Genomic DNA, 15,491 nt, shown 5'->3' with positions numbered 1-15,491 from the left:
ATAAGTCTGAACTTAATGCTTGCGTGTGTTTTTATTGAGCAGAGCTTTAAGGGTCATTGAATCGCGTTAGTTAAGATCCAATCCATGGAGCCTTCGTACTTAGTTGATTTAAGTGTACTAGTTGGATCATAAGTAAACAGGAGCGGGCCCGGCTGATTTCTAGCTTGGTCTTCATCGGAACCGCGCCTTGTCGGAGAAGTATACCATTTACTAGACAAGTCGTAGGTGTAGACGGTATTGTCACCTGTGCCACTGGTAGACTTAGTATAGTCGGCGGCTGCTGCGGTTTGTGGCGTGAAGAAATCTTGAACGCTGCTATCAAGGAAAGTATAGAGTTGAACCGCACTATTTCCTACTTTATTTAAATTACTGTAGGTTAGTGAGAGGACATTACTATTTTGGATAGGCGTCGTGTTTGAAGCAGGTTTGAATGACTGATCGATCTTAGCACCTAAACTCCAAGTATTGTCATCATAAGGCTGGGATTTGACTGCCAGGGGATCTTGGGTCGGTTTGTTTCTAGGCGCGTATAGATAGCGACCTGTTTCTGGTAAGGCTCGTAAACCAAAGTCAATCTGTTTAGGCGTGCTTAAACTTAAAGTTACTGGTGTGTAGTAGTAAGTTAAAACATAGTCACTCTTTGGTAGATTGAGGGTTAAGTCACCAGCTTTGCTGAATTGATCAACATTGATCTGTTTGTCTTGCAGTGCGGAATCACTGATTGTCGTCCCATCTTTGAAAATAGCTTTGAAGTTGGGGTTATTAAGCACATCAGAACTATTGGCATGAATCTTGATATATTCAAGATGGAAATCCTGTTTCAATTGTTTGTATTGTGTCGCAAAGCGTTGATCATTTGCCAACTCATATTTATCGGGATCTAATTGAGGATCTGTATTATCACCGTGATCGCCAACAAAAACAGGACTGGTACTACGATCTAGCGGCTGACCATTGTTAAGTTGAAGATCGGCATATTGAGTACTGCCATGACCACCAACGATGGCTTTATCTCTAAGGGTAACTTTAGAATTGCTTCCAATAGAAATCGTATTACTTAAAACATTAGAAGCATCACCAAAGTTGTCAATTGCGCGAACTTCGACCTGATATTGGCCGGCATTGGCCCAGTTTAGAGGTAATCGCCATTCAATTGAGTGTTTGGTCCGATTAGTGTTCAAGTCACTACCCAAAGGGGCATCACTTTGCGCCATAGTGCCATCTGGAATTGGGTTATCCAACTGATCACTCCAAAGAAATGTTTGTTGCGACTTGGTGGCTGGCTGAGCCGTACTACTGCCCTTTTCATTGATATAGCCAGTGGCATCATAATTAGAAACTATTTCTTGCTTCATATTATGCCATTTATCACTCGTTTGACCATAAGCAAATTGACTATTGAGACTATTCGTAGCCGGAAACGCCTGCCAAGAGCCAGGAACATCCCCGCTGGCAGTGATGCGGTATTGTAACCGTGCTTGCCAAGCATGAGGTGAATAAATCAAACCACGGAAATTAGTGGTCGCTTTAGTACCGCCAACAGCAGGTGTATTTGTCCATTTGATCGTCGGCGTTGCAACCTTCTGCTTTACAGTAATGTAACTGCCGTTGATCACGTTCCCATTTTGAACGGTTGCCGCATTATTAGTGCCCTTTGAAAAGTCATCATCTGAGCGGGCCTGACCATTGTAAAAGACTTTGACATCACGATTAAAGTGGGTATTCATAAAGGCATCAAATTCTTTAGGTTGAACGAAGCCATCATTATCTGGATTTTGCGCCGTTAATGGCAGTAGCATTGTACCTGTATCGTTTGTAATATCTGCCTTTTGGAAATAATCAATGACCCGGAAAAATCTAGACTGATTTTGACTGTCTGGTAAAACCGTCCCTTGACCAATGGTGCCGCTGGAATGCCAGCCATCAATGGCTGTAAATGGTGTCTGCTTAGCATCGTAGTCCATATCGACCCGCCGATCAGAGAAATTCGGACCAGTCAGCGCCTTCATATAAGCAGGCGTTGTACTTGGAATCGGTGCGAATGTCCACTTTAAAGCATTGTCACTATTAGGTGTGCCGACTTGGGTAATTTCGGGAAATTCCTCGGTATCATCGGGATTAGAGCCATCGAAGACTTGGTCTTTGAGATTAAATGATTTGGTTGGATCATAGATGCCATTATCGCGGGGGTCATGATTTTGATCGATCGGTGAGAAGTAAGAACTCCAAGTGTAGAGGTCATTATTCTTTTTAACGGGAACTTTATGACCTGTGGCCCCTTTTCTAACTTGGGCGTAATACCAACCATTGGAATTATCTAACCAGGACGTTGCATTGGGCGCCAGCATATCTGACTGCATATAGGCGTTATAGTATTGATTCCAATGATTACCAGTATTTGGCGGTAAAGTACCCCGGGTTAAAACCTTGTTGGGCGAGTCATCAGCCGCCTTAAGATATTCTGCCTTTAGGATCTTGTCTTTGAAGTAGGTCTTATTGGCGTTGATCTCAGCCGTACTCCAATTACCGGTGTAACGTGATAAATCAAACCAGCCATGTCCAGAAACAATCCCTGCCAAGTTAAAGCCGAGTATGAAGGATGAGGGCAAGACAACAGCTAAAGCTGCATCCCAAAATCCTTGCCAAGCAGCGGCCAAAGTTTTACCCCCGACCTTTAGCGCATTGTTTAAAATATTTAAGGCATTCTGAACGAAATCGAGAACTTTACCAACAAGTGGGACGCCACTATACTTTTTTAAAAACCCTTCAATGCTATTAATAATATTGCCGATGCCATTTAAAGTATCATCTGAAGGCATCCAGCGAACATTCGCTGCGTTGATAGAATCCCCGATACTCGTACCACCAATTGGAATGTAAATTTCTCTTGGGTCTTCAGCATCCACGGCAGCATATTGAGGATACATTTGTAGTGGGAACGAGAAAACCCCAAGATGCAAGCCACCTAGGAGTTGGTTAATACCAGAATAAATTGCCTGAACAACTGGTCCAATAATTGGAACGTTGGTAATAGCCGAATGACTTGGTAAAAAAGTCGAAGAGGAGCCAGTCGAGTTCCAATCACCACATTTTAGGAAGGCTGCTGCATCTACCCCTACCGGTAATTGGAGTTGAACCATGGAGCCATAATTGCCGCGGTTAAAATCTGAATATGAAAGTGCGCGACCCAAGCTAATATTGGCTGTTAATGGTAGGAAACCCGACATGATGATTCGACCGCCCCGATAAGGTGAGTTGGCATTCGTGCCCCGGGTATAACCGGTTCTAAATTCACCATCCCCGATATTTAGGGGACCCAAGTCTACCCCAGTGGCATATAAGATATGCATCCGAGATAGCCGGTCATAGGCATTATCGCCGTCCTGAATCCATGTATAGGGTAAGTATGATTTCTCTTCAGGCACATGTTTCATTGTGCGAACTGTGTTTAAGTAGACAGGGGCATAGCCAGTCGTAGGATCGACGGGTTCGCTGTAATCAACACTGTTGGGTTCAGAACCTGGATATTTACTCGAAGCTTTTAAGCCGCTTTTAGGTAAATATTCCGCGCCATAATTGACATCATTCCAAGTTGTGACCCCGGAAGATTTTGAATAATCATAATTAACTTTATTGTTGTTATCTGAGGCGTAGGTCATATTACTGGGACCTGTTGCTAATTTTAACTTACTGAAATTATTAACGGCAGCAAAGTTTGTATAGGCATCGGTCTGCTGTTTTTGAAGCTGCTGCATGCCTATTACCATTAGTAAGGCCACGAAAGGAATAGCTGCTTTCTTAAATTCTGGTTGTAAGGGGGTAGAATTTAAATTCTGCTGGATGTCATACCAACCAGATAAATAATTAGTCAAGATCGTCAAGTTATTCGAACTAGCTGCCTGATCAATCTTTTTGAGCAAAGTTGCTTGCCGTTGGGAAGCATTCAAGCCATTGTTTTGTTGAACGACTTGTTGGGCCAAATAAGCGGTACTGATCTTAGTGGGTGTCTGTGCTTGGACCTTATCATGATCATTGGTTCCGCCTATGGCCAACGCGAGTAAAAGCAATAAAAATAAGATAATAAACGTACGATGTTTTGAAGTTTGAGTCATGATTTGCCTTCTCTCCCTGATGCGCAATGACTGAAACAAAAAACGATATTCTAATATTTAGTATAATCTTATTTTTACCAAAATGAACATTGGTATATGAAATAAAATTTTTTATTAATATTTACTTTTATCATTGAAGTGTTCAAGCAAGCTGCACCAATGCACAAAAATTTTGCGTGATAAAGGGTGATGTTTTTTGCCACAGAATTTCGTGTAAATAAATTAGAGGCCGAAAATAAGTCGTTTTTTTGATAAGAGATCCAAGAACTTCAAAAATATCATTTTTGAGACAGTTGGTATAAAATAAAAAGATATTTAAGACCCTTTATGTTTTACTTAGTAGGAGAAATTTTTATCCATGGATAATGCACTATATGATCGGGTACCACCCCAAGATAACGAAGCAGAACAGTCTGTCTTAGGTGCAGTTTTCTTAAGCAGTGATGCTTTAGTTGAAGCAATGGAATATTTAGAACCAGAAGATTTTTATAAGAAAGCTCACCAATTGATCTTTCAAGCTATGATTGATCTGAATGATCGGAACGAAGCTATTGATACAGTAACTATCAAAAATATTTTAGATGGTAAAAATCAATTGGAAGATATTGGTGGTATTAGCTATTTAGCTGAATTGGCGATTGCTGTGCCCACCGCAGCTAATGTGACTTACTATGCGAAAATCGTGAAAGAAAAAGCGATGACGCGGCAATTGATCAATGTGGCGACTAAAATCGTCAGTAAGGGTTATGAGAACGAAGACGACGTTACCACGTTACTAGACGACGCTGAACGTGATATTTTGGCGGTTTCTGAGCAACGGGGTAATACTGGGTTTCAGTCGATCAGTGATGTTTTGCAAGAATCTTTAAAAAATATCGATAATCTTTCCCAAAATAATGATGATATTACCGGCCTACCAACAGGCTATCGGGAATTGGATAAGATTACTGCGGGCCTGCATGAGGATGAATTAATTATTTTGGCTGCTCGTCCAGGTGTGGGGAAAACTGCTTTTGCCTTGAATATTGCCCAAAATATTGGGACTAAAACGGATAACACCATTGCACTTTTTAGTCTGGAAATGGGGGCAGAACAGCTGGTCAATCGAATGCTGTGTGCCGAGGGCAGTATCGAATCGAACCATTTACGAACCGGTCAGTTGAATGATGAAGAATGGAATAACCTGATCGTTGCCATGGGAAGTTTATCTAAAGCATCGATCTATATCGACGATACGCCCGGAGTTAAAATGGCTGAGATACGGGCGAAGTGTCGGCGCTTAGCTAAAGAAAAGGGCAATCTGGGTTTGATCGTGATCGATTATTTACAGTTGATCGAAGGCAGCGGCCAAGAAAACCGGCAACAGGAAGTTTCGGCGATTTCACGGCAGCTCAAGAAATTGGCTAAGGAGCTGCATGTTCCTGTCATTGCGTTATCCCAGCTATCCCGTGGTGTAGAACAGCGCCAGGACAAACGGCCGGTATTATCAGATATTCGTGAATCCGGTTCTATTGAACAGGATGCCGATATTGTTGCGTTTTTATATCGGGAAGACTATTACCGCGATAGTGAAGAAGATAGTGATGACAATAGTTATACTCAAGCTTCTGAGCCGGTAAGCGACGAAGATCAAGATGTGGGTGAAGTGGAAGTTATTATTGAAAAGAACCGTAGTGGCGCTCGTGGCACGGTTAAATTATTGTTCATTAAGTCCTATAATAAGTTTTCGTCAATTGCTTATGGTCAAGAACCTGCTTGATCTTAAAATTATCGATAAGGGAGGCAATCATGTCAGATATCTTTTCAGAATTGGCTCAAGCCAAAGAAACCTTAGATTTGATCAATATTTACCAATTGGAAAGTGATGATTTTTATACTGGGACGGTTGTCGCTTTAGACGAAAATGGGGTTGTCTTAGCCACAGTAAATGAAAATGGCATTAAGGATGGCTTTGTTTTTATTCAATTACGGGCAATTGCTGAAGTTGAATCAGATAGTCCAGATCTGAGCAGTATGGCTTTTCGAATTAAAACCGTGGCGCAAGAGCATTTGTTGCAACCAAGCTTCTTGCACCGACATTTGAACTTTGATCCCTATGTGCCTTTACTGGACCAAGTGCTAGCTTTGGCCTATCAGGAAAAGCAATTGATCTTGCTGGCTTTAGCTGATGAAGATGATTATTACGAAGGTGTGATCCAGAGCCTAGGAGATACGTTAAAATTCGATTATTTTAATCGTTTCAACTATGCAAAGTCTAAAGCTATCACGATGGATACCATCACGATCGATGTGGTTGAATTTGGTGGTTTAGATTTATATCTGGGGCGGCAGTTATATGCGCAAAAACCGCAACACCAAAATTTGATTCGTATTAAGACTAGTGAACTCCTACCTACATTTTTGGAAAAAGCACGTCAAGATGCTATTTTAATTTCAATGCAGCCCAAAGATGTTACAAACAATTTTTTTGTAGGTTATGTGACGCGGCTTCTAGAAGATAGTGTTTTACTATCGCTACTTGATATGACCGGCCAATTTGGTGGTTATGTCCTGATCCGTCTCTCTGAAATCGCGGAGATCTCAGCTGTTTCGGATTATATTCATACCATTGGTTTTTATGAGCAGGCCAATAAAAAAAGAGGCTTGCTGGTTCAGCCGGTTTTAAAACAGCCCTGGCCAATTCACGAGGCGTTACTGTGGTCAAATATTATTTATTATGCGCAAACCAAGGGCCATCTTATTCGTATTCGTTATCACGGTGATGCTGAAAATAGTTACTTGGGTTATCCTAGTCAGTTTGATGGGACTCAATTTGAGTTACAGCTATTAGATGAACGTACTGAGCAGCCGGCACCTAGTACAGTGACCATCCGTTTAGAAGATTGTTTAGAAATTGCTTTTGATTATTTGAATAGTTATTTGTTAGAGGCCGAGTTCAGGCATCATAATGAATAAAATATGGAGCGATCAGCGCTTTTACCTAATGTTTTTTGTCAGGATTTAGCGGTTGATCGGTTTTTTGTGTCATTCGGGTTAGAGCTCCAAAGCTGACCAGCTTCACTCGCGCTTTAAATGCGCTCGTGGACCAATTTCATCCCACAACTACGAATGATTTGTGGGAAATGCACCCACTGTATCATTCTAGGTTGATGCTCGAAAACTACCCGATGATACTCGCACTCTGGATTTAAACGCGTTCCAAAGGGTAACTTCGTCACCTAACGTTAAATCTCTGGAATGGCTATCGCCATGTCTGCGCGATTTCCGTTAGTGCTCCGAAGCTGACCACCCTTTGTCACGCTCTGCTTTATTTGTGTTGTAAAAGTTGGTAGAATATACTTTGTATGTGTCAATTATCTATCTAAAATCTAAATGAGGTGTACATATGACATCTGTTGTTGTGGTAGGAACACAATGGGGCGATGAGGGTAAAGGGAAGATCACGGATTTCTTAAGTGAAGACGCTAATGTAATCGCGCGCTATCAAGGTGGCGATAACGCTGGGCATACCATTAAATCTGAGGGTCAAACTTATAAATTACGGTTAATCCCTTCAGGTATTTTGTACTCAGATAAGCTGAGCGTCATTGGTAATGGTGTAGTCGTGAATCCTAAATCCATCGTCGAAGAACTTGCACGTTTGAAACAACAGGGTATTGAAGGTAAAAATTTACGTATTTCTGATCGTGCCCATGTGATTTTGCCATATCATATTGAATTGGATCGTTTACAAGAGGCTAGTAAGGGTGATCAAAAGATTGGGACCACGAACCGCGGCATTGGACCAGCTTATATGGACAAAGCAGCTCGAGTTGGGATTCGAATCGCGGACTTATTGGATAAAGAGATTTTTGCAGAACGCTTAAAATTCAATGTGGCCGAAAAAAATAAAGAGTTCGTTAAAATGTATGATGCCGAGCCATTAGACTATGACGAAATCTTAGAGGAATATTATGACTATGGGCAACAAATCAAGTCTTATGTGACAGATACATCGGTTGTACTAAACGATGCCATTGACAAACAGCAAAATGTTTTATTTGAAGGTGCTCAAGGTGTCATGTTAGATATTGACCAAGGGACATATCCATTTGTAACATCTTCCAATCCTGCCGGTGGGGTAACTATTGGTAGTGGTGTTGGCGCTTCTAAAATTGATCGTGTCGTTGGCGTTGCCAAAGCTTACACTTCTCGTGTTGGTGATGGACCCTTCCCAACAGAACAGTTGAATGCAGAGGGCGATTATATTCGTGATGCTGGACATGAGTATGGGACTGTGACTAAGCGGCCTCGGCGAATTGGCTGGTTTGATACTGTCGTTTTACGGCATTCTAAGCGTGTGGCTGGTATTACAGATCTATGTTTGAATTCGATCGATGTTTTAACAGGACTCAAAACAGTTAAAATTTGTAAAGCCTATGAGCGTAATGGTGAAGAAATTTATCATTATCCAGCTAGTTTGAAAGAATTAGCACAATGCAAACCAATCTATGAAGAATTACCGGGTTGGGATGAAGATATCACTGGTGCTAAAACATTAGCTGATTTGCCAGAAAATGCGCGTAACTATGTCAAACGTATCGAAGAGTTGGTAGGTGTTCCCGTTGCCACTTTCTCTGTTGGCCCTGACCGCGAACAAACCAACATTTTATATAACGTGTGGGATCAAAAGTAAATTATAAATTATATAAAAAAATCCTTGAAATGATAATCAAGGATTTTTTTATACCTCTTTGTTAGTGCTCGGTCGTTAACCGCCTTTTGTCATCTATTTCTTAAACGTGTTCCAAAGGCAACGCCCTCACCTAACGACGAATCCCTCAAATGGCAAAACCACCATTTATCGTGATTCTTGTTAGTGCTCGGTCGTTAATCGCCTTTTGTCACACTCTTTTAAGTTAAGATAGTGTTTAATAACCATGGGTGAGATCAGGGTGGTTAATAAGATCACGATGATCAATGCGGAATAATAAGCTTCAGGAATTAAGTGTGCCTGTTGGCCGATTTGCGCCGTGATCAAAGCCATTTCCCCGCGCGAAATCATACCGGCTCCGATCATTAAACTGCTATTATGGTCAAAGCCAGTTAGATGTGCGCCTAAGCCACAGCCGTAGAGTTTGGTTAGGATAGCTAATATAGTCAATAAGATAATATAAAGCCCGGTTTTCCAGGTTAAGTCAAGCTGCATATTGAGGCCAATACTTACAAAAAAGAAGGGGATGAATAGTCCATAACCAATAGGTTCAATTTTAGCATCAATTTCTTTTTTAGCATCAGTTTGGGCAACGGCGACGCCAGCAAAAAAGGCACCGATCACATCACTTAAACCAACAATTTGAGCTAAGAAAGCCGTTCCCAGGCAAATAATTAAAGCGGTAATGATCGGGGCGGAATTCACACTCATGCGCAGACTCAAAGTCATCAGTAATGGCGCTAAATAGCGGACAAGGCATACAACACCGACAAAAAAAGCTAAGCTAAGTAATAAAATAAACCAGAGCGGTTGATCAGCATTTTTTCCAGCACCGCCCATAATGGCAATGGTCATACTTAATAAGAGAACACCGATAATATCATCGGCAACGGCCGCACCCAAGATTGTTGCACCTTCATTGGTATTGAGCGCCTTGTACTCTTTCAAAACATCAACGGAAATACTGACAGAAGTAGCTGAAAAAACAACGCCCACTAGTAATGATTCTTTTGCTGTGAAACCAAAAAAGTGATTGGCTAAACCCATCAAAACAACGGGAAAAATCACTCCAATGATGGCAACTGATAAGGCAGGTTTTAAAAATTTGAATAATTGCTGTAAGTCGCTCTCTAAGCCGGCGACAAACATTAAAATGATCACGCCGATTTCAGCAAAGGTCTGAATTAAATTAGTTGGCTGAATCAAATTTAAAACTGCGGGACCGAGGAGAATCCCGGCTAATAATTGACCGATCACGCTCGGTACGTTGATACGCTGAGCTAGCTGGGCTAAGAGCGTGGTTGTCGTTAAAATTAAAATTATGATACCAATGTATGCCATGATCGGCCTTCTTTCCATTAAAATACTCTCATTATAGACCATTTTACTTTGAAATTAACAGGTAATTTGGTACGCTTTATGAGCTGATACTTTGTGAAAATAAGCTTAATTGCTATAATTAAGTAAGGAATAAAATTAAGAACTAGGATGTGTAATAAAATGACTGATGTATTAATTTTAGGTGCGGGGTATGCTGGTATTCGGGCTGCCAAGACGTTGAGCAAGTTTGCACCCCAAAATACAACGATCACGTTGGTAGATAAGAATACGATCCATGCCGAAAAAACACAATTGCACGAAGTGGCTGCTGGAACGATGCCAGCCGATAAAATTACGTTTGATATTCGCAGCATTTTACCTAAGTCTGTGAATTTTGTTCAAGCTGAAGTCAAAAAGGTCAATGTTGATGCTAAAACAGTTGATTTTGTGGATCATGATACCATGGCCTATGATTATGTGGTTGTTGCATTAGGGTTCCGTTCAGAAAGTTTTGGTCTACCTGGTGCAGATGAAAATGCATTGCCATTGGAAGATATTCCTTCAGCTGAAAAGATCTTTGAAACGATCGAGGCACATGTGGCTAACTATGCGAAATCGCAAGATCGCAAAGATTTGAGTATTATTGTGGCTGGTGCCGGTTTTACTGGCATCGAGTTGCTTGGTGAATTGACACACACAGTGCCAAAATTACAAGCAAAATATAATACGCCAGATATTCAAGTGACTTCTATGGAAATGGCAACACGGATTTTACCAATGTTTGATGAGTCACTAGCTAATTATGCGATGGAATACTTACAAGATCACGGCATCAATATGATGACGGGGACTAAGATCACGAAAATCGAACCAAATGCAGTGGTTTATGGCGATGGTGAAAGTGAAAAGCGGGTCTACGGTAACACGATTATTTGGACTGTCGGTGTTTCTGGGAGTGACGTGATTGCTGAATCTGGCTTTGAACAAAGACGGAACCGAGTCGTTGTAACGGATAAATTGAATTTAAAGGAACATCCGGAAGTCTTTATTGTTGGTGATGTTTCTGCAGCAATGGATCCAAGCAGCAATCGACCTTATCCAACAACGGCACAGATTTCTACTCGGGAAGGTAACTTAGCCGCTAAAAATATTGCTTCTGCTATTCAAGGCGGTGCTTTGGAACCCTTTACCTATGAGTCGATCGGTACAGTTGCTTCTTTAGGTGGGGCAGACGGCATTGCCCAAGTTGGCGCTAAGCAACGCAAATATAAGGGTTTCATGGCTAAAGTCTTGAAGCGCGCCGTCGTTGATAAATCTTTATTTGAAGATGCAAACTTAAGTACGATGTTCAAAAAGGGACGTTGGCCACTTTAGAATTTAAAAGTATTGTCTAAATTTGATTGAGAGGATTGAAACAAGCTGCATTTTGTTTTGGTCCTTTTTGTGTGGAAAAATTTACCCATTACGTAAATCTAGGTTGCTGCTCCGGAATAAATCGGACCCACTCGCGCTCTAAACGCGCTCGTAAAGCTAACTTTGTCACCTAACCCTAATTGTTTGCTGAAGCTAGCACTTCATCGGCACAATTCGGGTTAGTGCTCCAAAGCTAAACAACTTCACTCACGCTCTAAACGCGCTCGTAAGGGTAACGACTTAACGACTTCACCTAACATCAAATGTCTCAAATGGGAAGTACACCATTTATCGCCATTCTTGTTAGTGCTCAGTCGCTGACCACCCTTTCTCGCGCTCTTGAATAAAAGTTGCATGGTAATCATTAAAATTGATAGAATATGATGGTGTTTGATTAAGTCATTAATTCTTTGAAGAAGGTTTTTGTTTGATTACAATCCAAGCGCCAGGCAAACTTTATATTGCCGGTGAATATGCAGTGGTAGAACCAGGGTATCCCGCAGTGATCGTTGCGTTGGATCAATTTGTGACTGTAACGATCGCAGAAAGCCGCGAAGTTGGCAGTATCGAATCAAAGCAATATCAAGAGAACTCCCTACTGTGGCGGCGCGATGGGGACGAGATGGTATTTGATAATCGTGACAATCCTTTTCATTATATTCTTTCAGCCATTCGAATCACGGAGCAATATGCTTTAGAAATGGGCAAGACCCTAAAGATTTTTAATTTAAAAATTAATTCTGAATTAGATGCTCAAGACGGTCGAAAATATGGTTTGGGTAGTTCCGCCGCAGTTACAGTGGGGACAATCAAAGCAATCAGCCAGTTCTATCAGCTAAATTTAGACAAAGATGCAATTTATAAATTAGCGGCTATCGCTCATTTGGATGTACAAGGCAATGGCTCGCTGGGTGATATCGCTGCCAGTGTTTATGGTGGTTGGATCGCTTATCGTTCCTTTAATCAAGATTGGTTGCGGATCAAGCGTAACGAAGCAACATTAACGGCTTTGCTAAAGATGGATTGGCCGGGACTGTCCGTTAAAATGTTGACACCGCCAGCGAATTTAAAGCTCTTAATTGGTTGGACGGGGTCGCCAGCCTCTACTTCACGGTTGGTCGATAAAATCACAGTTGCGACAGCTTCAAAACCAGAACTTTACCAACAGTTTCTTACAAATTCAAAGCGTTGTGTGGAACAGTTAATTGTCGGGTTCGAAACGAATGACCTTGGTTTGATTCAGCAGCAAATTAGAGCGAATCGACAAATATTACAGCAACTAGGTAAGATGAGTCATGTGGCTATTGAAACTCGGCTTTTGAAACAGATGTGTGATATTGCCGAGACACATCAGGGCGCGGCTAAAACATCTGGTGCTGGTGGGGGCGATTGTGGTATTGCCCTAGTAGACCAGACGCAGAAAGCTTATGAGGCGATTATTAATGCTTGGCAGGCAATAGGCGTAGAGCCGCTGAAGCTGAAAGTGCATCAAATCAGTTAAATTAAATAGAAATCATGCGACTCAAGAATCCTAGTTCTAAATTGAAATAGGATTCTTTTTCATATCTGGTGTATTTAAATTTCTTATTTTGCTATTATTAGTTATAAGTCTATAAATATGGGAGGATGGAATATGAAGAGATTTATGATGGGTTTTGTGCTGGCGGTAGTTGCTTGCATTAGTTTTGGGTTACTGAATGGGCAAGTATCGGCAGCCAGTAATAGCGCGGGCCAGTCGATTATCAAGAATTTAGAAAATGGTGCGAATGGTGGTAAGTTGAAGGTCAATGATTCTGATTTGAACCAAGTTAGAAATTACGTGAACAGTGGTAAAACCACAGTAACGCAAGATCAAGCTAACATTGCCAATAATGCGATCAACGAAGTACGTGGCATTGTTGAAAGTGCAGCACCCGATGCTAGAACTTATACGCAAGCTGTTGAAAAACTGAGTGCTGATCAAAAGACGCAGATCCGTAACATTGTCTATAAAGCAGCCCGAGCATTAGGCTTATCCGTAATGTTCAACCAAGGTACCGCGGGCAATAGTAGTAATGATACTACGGGTACAGGTGCGGATACTCCAAATGATACCGCTGGTAATGCAGCCAATGGCACACCTGGTGCTGATGGCACTAACGGTAGTAATGGCACGAATGGTAAGAATGGGACTAATGGCGTTGCCGGAGAAACTGGTGCCAATGGTGTTAACGGGACTAACGGAACTGATGGTAGTTTAATGCCGACATTAACTGATCGTGCGGGTAATGTGGTCTACCAACCAGCATCTCCCAATGGCAGTAACGGCACGGGCACTATTGTCAAACAAACGGGCAATGACTATCTTATTTCTATAATTAGTTTCTTAGCCATTTTGGCTGTTGCCGGATTGGGTTACGGGTTAATTAGAAAGAATCAGCGAGTTGATGCTTAATGCAACATGCTAAAAGGATAATGGCTTATTTCTATATGCCATTACTGTTTTTAGTTATTGGTTATGGCGTGTTCTTCTTAGCGGCTAGACCAATTTTGGATTTCGTACATAATACGGTGCATCTGATCACATTGGATCGACCGCCTAAATTTAGTGCTGAAAAAACCACGAAGTCCTTAAAATTGGTCACAGCAAATCAGCAGCAAACGTTAAAAATGGATCACCTAAAGTTACCTACTTATGGGGATCAGTTTGGCCAACTGACGATTCCAGCGGTTGGGCTAGAACAACCCCTGTACTTTGGCGATGGTGAGCAGCAATTAGCCAAGGGCGTGGGTATGTATAATGGCAGTCGCTTTCCCGGCGAACGTGGTACGACTTTGGTTGCTGGACATAATGTCACGGCGATGCACAACCTAAATCAGGTGCAAGTTGGCCAACAGATTGTGGTTCGAACCAGTTATGGTGTATATACTTATGGCGTTACTAAAAAGTTAGTGGCTAAATACAATGATGCGCAGGCCTTTGACTTAAGTGGTCGGCAGCCGAAACTAATTTTGTATACATGTTATCCGATCGATATGGTAGGTTTGACGCCAGATCGGTTAGTGGTCTATGGTTCTTTGCAATCTGGACCAATCATTAAAATGTAGGCGGCGTTAAAAAATGCAGCGAACCTTACGACATCTAGGGGAGGAAATCTTAGCCTTCGTCTTGACGTTCTTTTTATTCACATTTAGCATCCTGATCATCGTTCAATTTACCTTGCTCAGTCCTAAATTCATGCAGCAGCAAGTAGTTCATTCTGGTTATGTGTCAGCTGTAACGTCAGAAGCCCATCAAAACATCTCAAATTTAGGTGCTGGTTCAGGCATTCCGAAAAAAGTTCTCAAAAGTGTGCCCAGCAAGTATAATGTTCAACAGGACATTAATACGTTCATCGATCGTGCTTATGCAGGTGCGGGTATTAAATTAGAGGCCACCCATATTAAAAAACAGTTACGCACTCAAGTTTATGCTTATGCCCGTATGAAGCATTTGCCACTGAATCAAACAACAAGACATGCTGTTGAACAGTATGTCAATAAATCCGTAGATCAATATGCCCAAAGTGTTCAGGTCCCTTACCTCATTCAAATTGGAAAAAATGTTCAAGCCATTAAGCAGTATGTATTACTTGGTTTATTAGGAACATTACTTCTTTGCTTGGTGTTAGGTTCTGTGTTAAAGAAACAAGTCAAACTGGCTCACCGCATGTGGCGTTATCTATCTTATTGTCTGACGGGCAATGGGCTAATGCTGATCATTGCGCCATACATGCTATTGGGCAGTCAAGTGATCGACCGCTTAGGCATCGGTACTAAAGGGCTGTATCGCTTAGTGACCACTTATTTACATACATTTGTCTGGATCTTTATCATTAGTGGACTCATCAGTTTGGCGTTTGGTTTGGGTTGCATTGTGATCAGTGAAGTACGACGAAAAAATAGAATTCATAGAAGTGAGGTATCTTAGGCAG

Annotated in this window: 10 protein-coding genes; 8 read left to right on the top strand and 2 right to left on the bottom strand. The window is 41.5% G+C overall.

Features of this window, described 5'->3' with window-relative positions; translation table 11 throughout:
* Nucleotides 1–53 precede the first annotated feature (53 nt).
* Entirely contained in the window at nt 54–4,112 is a 4,059-nt protein-coding gene (locus tag ACNAN0_RS12590) for a hypothetical protein (protein WP_416353475.1), read from the bottom strand.
* Nucleotides 4,113–4,470: 358 nt separating this feature from the next.
* Here ACNAN0_RS12590 and dnaB point away from each other — a divergent pair, with 358 nt between their 5' ends.
* The 3 genes from dnaB to ACNAN0_RS12575 all read left to right on the top strand — a co-directional run bounded on the left by dnaB (nt 4,471) and on the right by ACNAN0_RS12575 (nt 8,787).
* Nucleotides 4,471–5,871, top strand: coding sequence for a replicative DNA helicase (gene dnaB / locus ACNAN0_RS12585; RefSeq protein ID WP_230913092.1), 1,401 nt, complete (start codon nt 4,471–4,473; stop codon nt 5,869–5,871).
* A gap of 29 nt (nt 5,872–5,900) precedes the next feature.
* Nucleotides 5,901–7,067: a hypothetical protein gene (locus tag ACNAN0_RS12580; protein WP_230913093.1), complete on the top strand. Its 1,167-nt coding sequence runs from the start codon at nt 5,901–5,903 to the stop codon at nt 7,065–7,067.
* A gap of 430 nt (nt 7,068–7,497) precedes the next feature.
* Complete coding sequence (locus ACNAN0_RS12575) at nt 7,498–8,787, top strand: adenylosuccinate synthase (protein WP_230913094.1); 1,290 nt, start codon at nt 7,498–7,500, stop codon at nt 8,785–8,787.
* A gap of 180 nt (nt 8,788–8,967) precedes the next feature.
* Here ACNAN0_RS12575 and ACNAN0_RS12570 read toward each other — a convergent pair whose 3' ends face one another.
* The gene (locus tag ACNAN0_RS12570) at nt 8,968–10,146 is read right to left on the bottom strand and encodes a cation:proton antiporter (RefSeq protein ID WP_230913095.1); all 1,179 of its coding nucleotides are present in this window, start codon (nt 10,144–10,146) and stop codon (nt 8,968–8,970) included.
* Between the two features lie 159 nt (nt 10,147–10,305).
* Here ACNAN0_RS12570 and ACNAN0_RS12565 point away from each other — a divergent pair, with 159 nt between their 5' ends.
* The 5 genes from ACNAN0_RS12565 (at nt 10,306) to ACNAN0_RS12545 (ending at nt 15,487) form a co-directional block, all read left to right on the top strand.
* Nucleotides 10,306–11,499 (top strand): NAD(P)/FAD-dependent oxidoreductase, encoded by a 1,194-nt coding sequence (locus ACNAN0_RS12565; protein WP_416353474.1) that lies wholly within the window; start codon nt 10,306–10,308, stop codon nt 11,497–11,499.
* A gap of 466 nt (nt 11,500–11,965) precedes the next feature.
* Entirely contained in the window at nt 11,966–13,039 is a 1,074-nt protein-coding gene (locus ACNAN0_RS12560; protein ID WP_230913097.1) for a phosphomevalonate kinase, read from the top strand.
* A 132-nt stretch (nt 13,040–13,171) separates the two neighbouring features.
* Nucleotides 13,172–13,972, top strand: coding sequence for a collagen-like triple helix repeat-containing protein (locus ACNAN0_RS12555; protein WP_230913098.1), 801 nt, complete (start codon nt 13,172–13,174; stop codon nt 13,970–13,972).
* A 20-nt stretch (nt 13,973–13,992) separates the two neighbouring features.
* Nucleotides 13,993–14,625 (top strand): class D sortase, encoded by a 633-nt coding sequence (locus ACNAN0_RS12550; protein WP_416353473.1) that lies wholly within the window; start codon nt 13,993–13,995, stop codon nt 14,623–14,625.
* A gap of 13 nt (nt 14,626–14,638) precedes the next feature.
* A complete protein-coding gene (locus ACNAN0_RS12545; protein ID WP_416353472.1) occupies nt 14,639–15,487 on the top strand; it encodes a hypothetical protein in 849 nt (282 codons plus the stop codon).
* Nucleotides 15,488–15,491 lie beyond the last annotated feature (4 nt).

This window comes from Agrilactobacillus fermenti (genome assembly GCF_047943045.1).
In the GTDB taxonomy this organism is placed as follows: domain Bacteria; phylum Bacillota; class Bacilli; order Lactobacillales; family Lactobacillaceae; genus Agrilactobacillus; species Agrilactobacillus fermenti.
The sequence above is the reverse complement of the archived record's forward strand: the minus strand, read 5'-3'. Positions and strand labels throughout refer to the sequence as shown.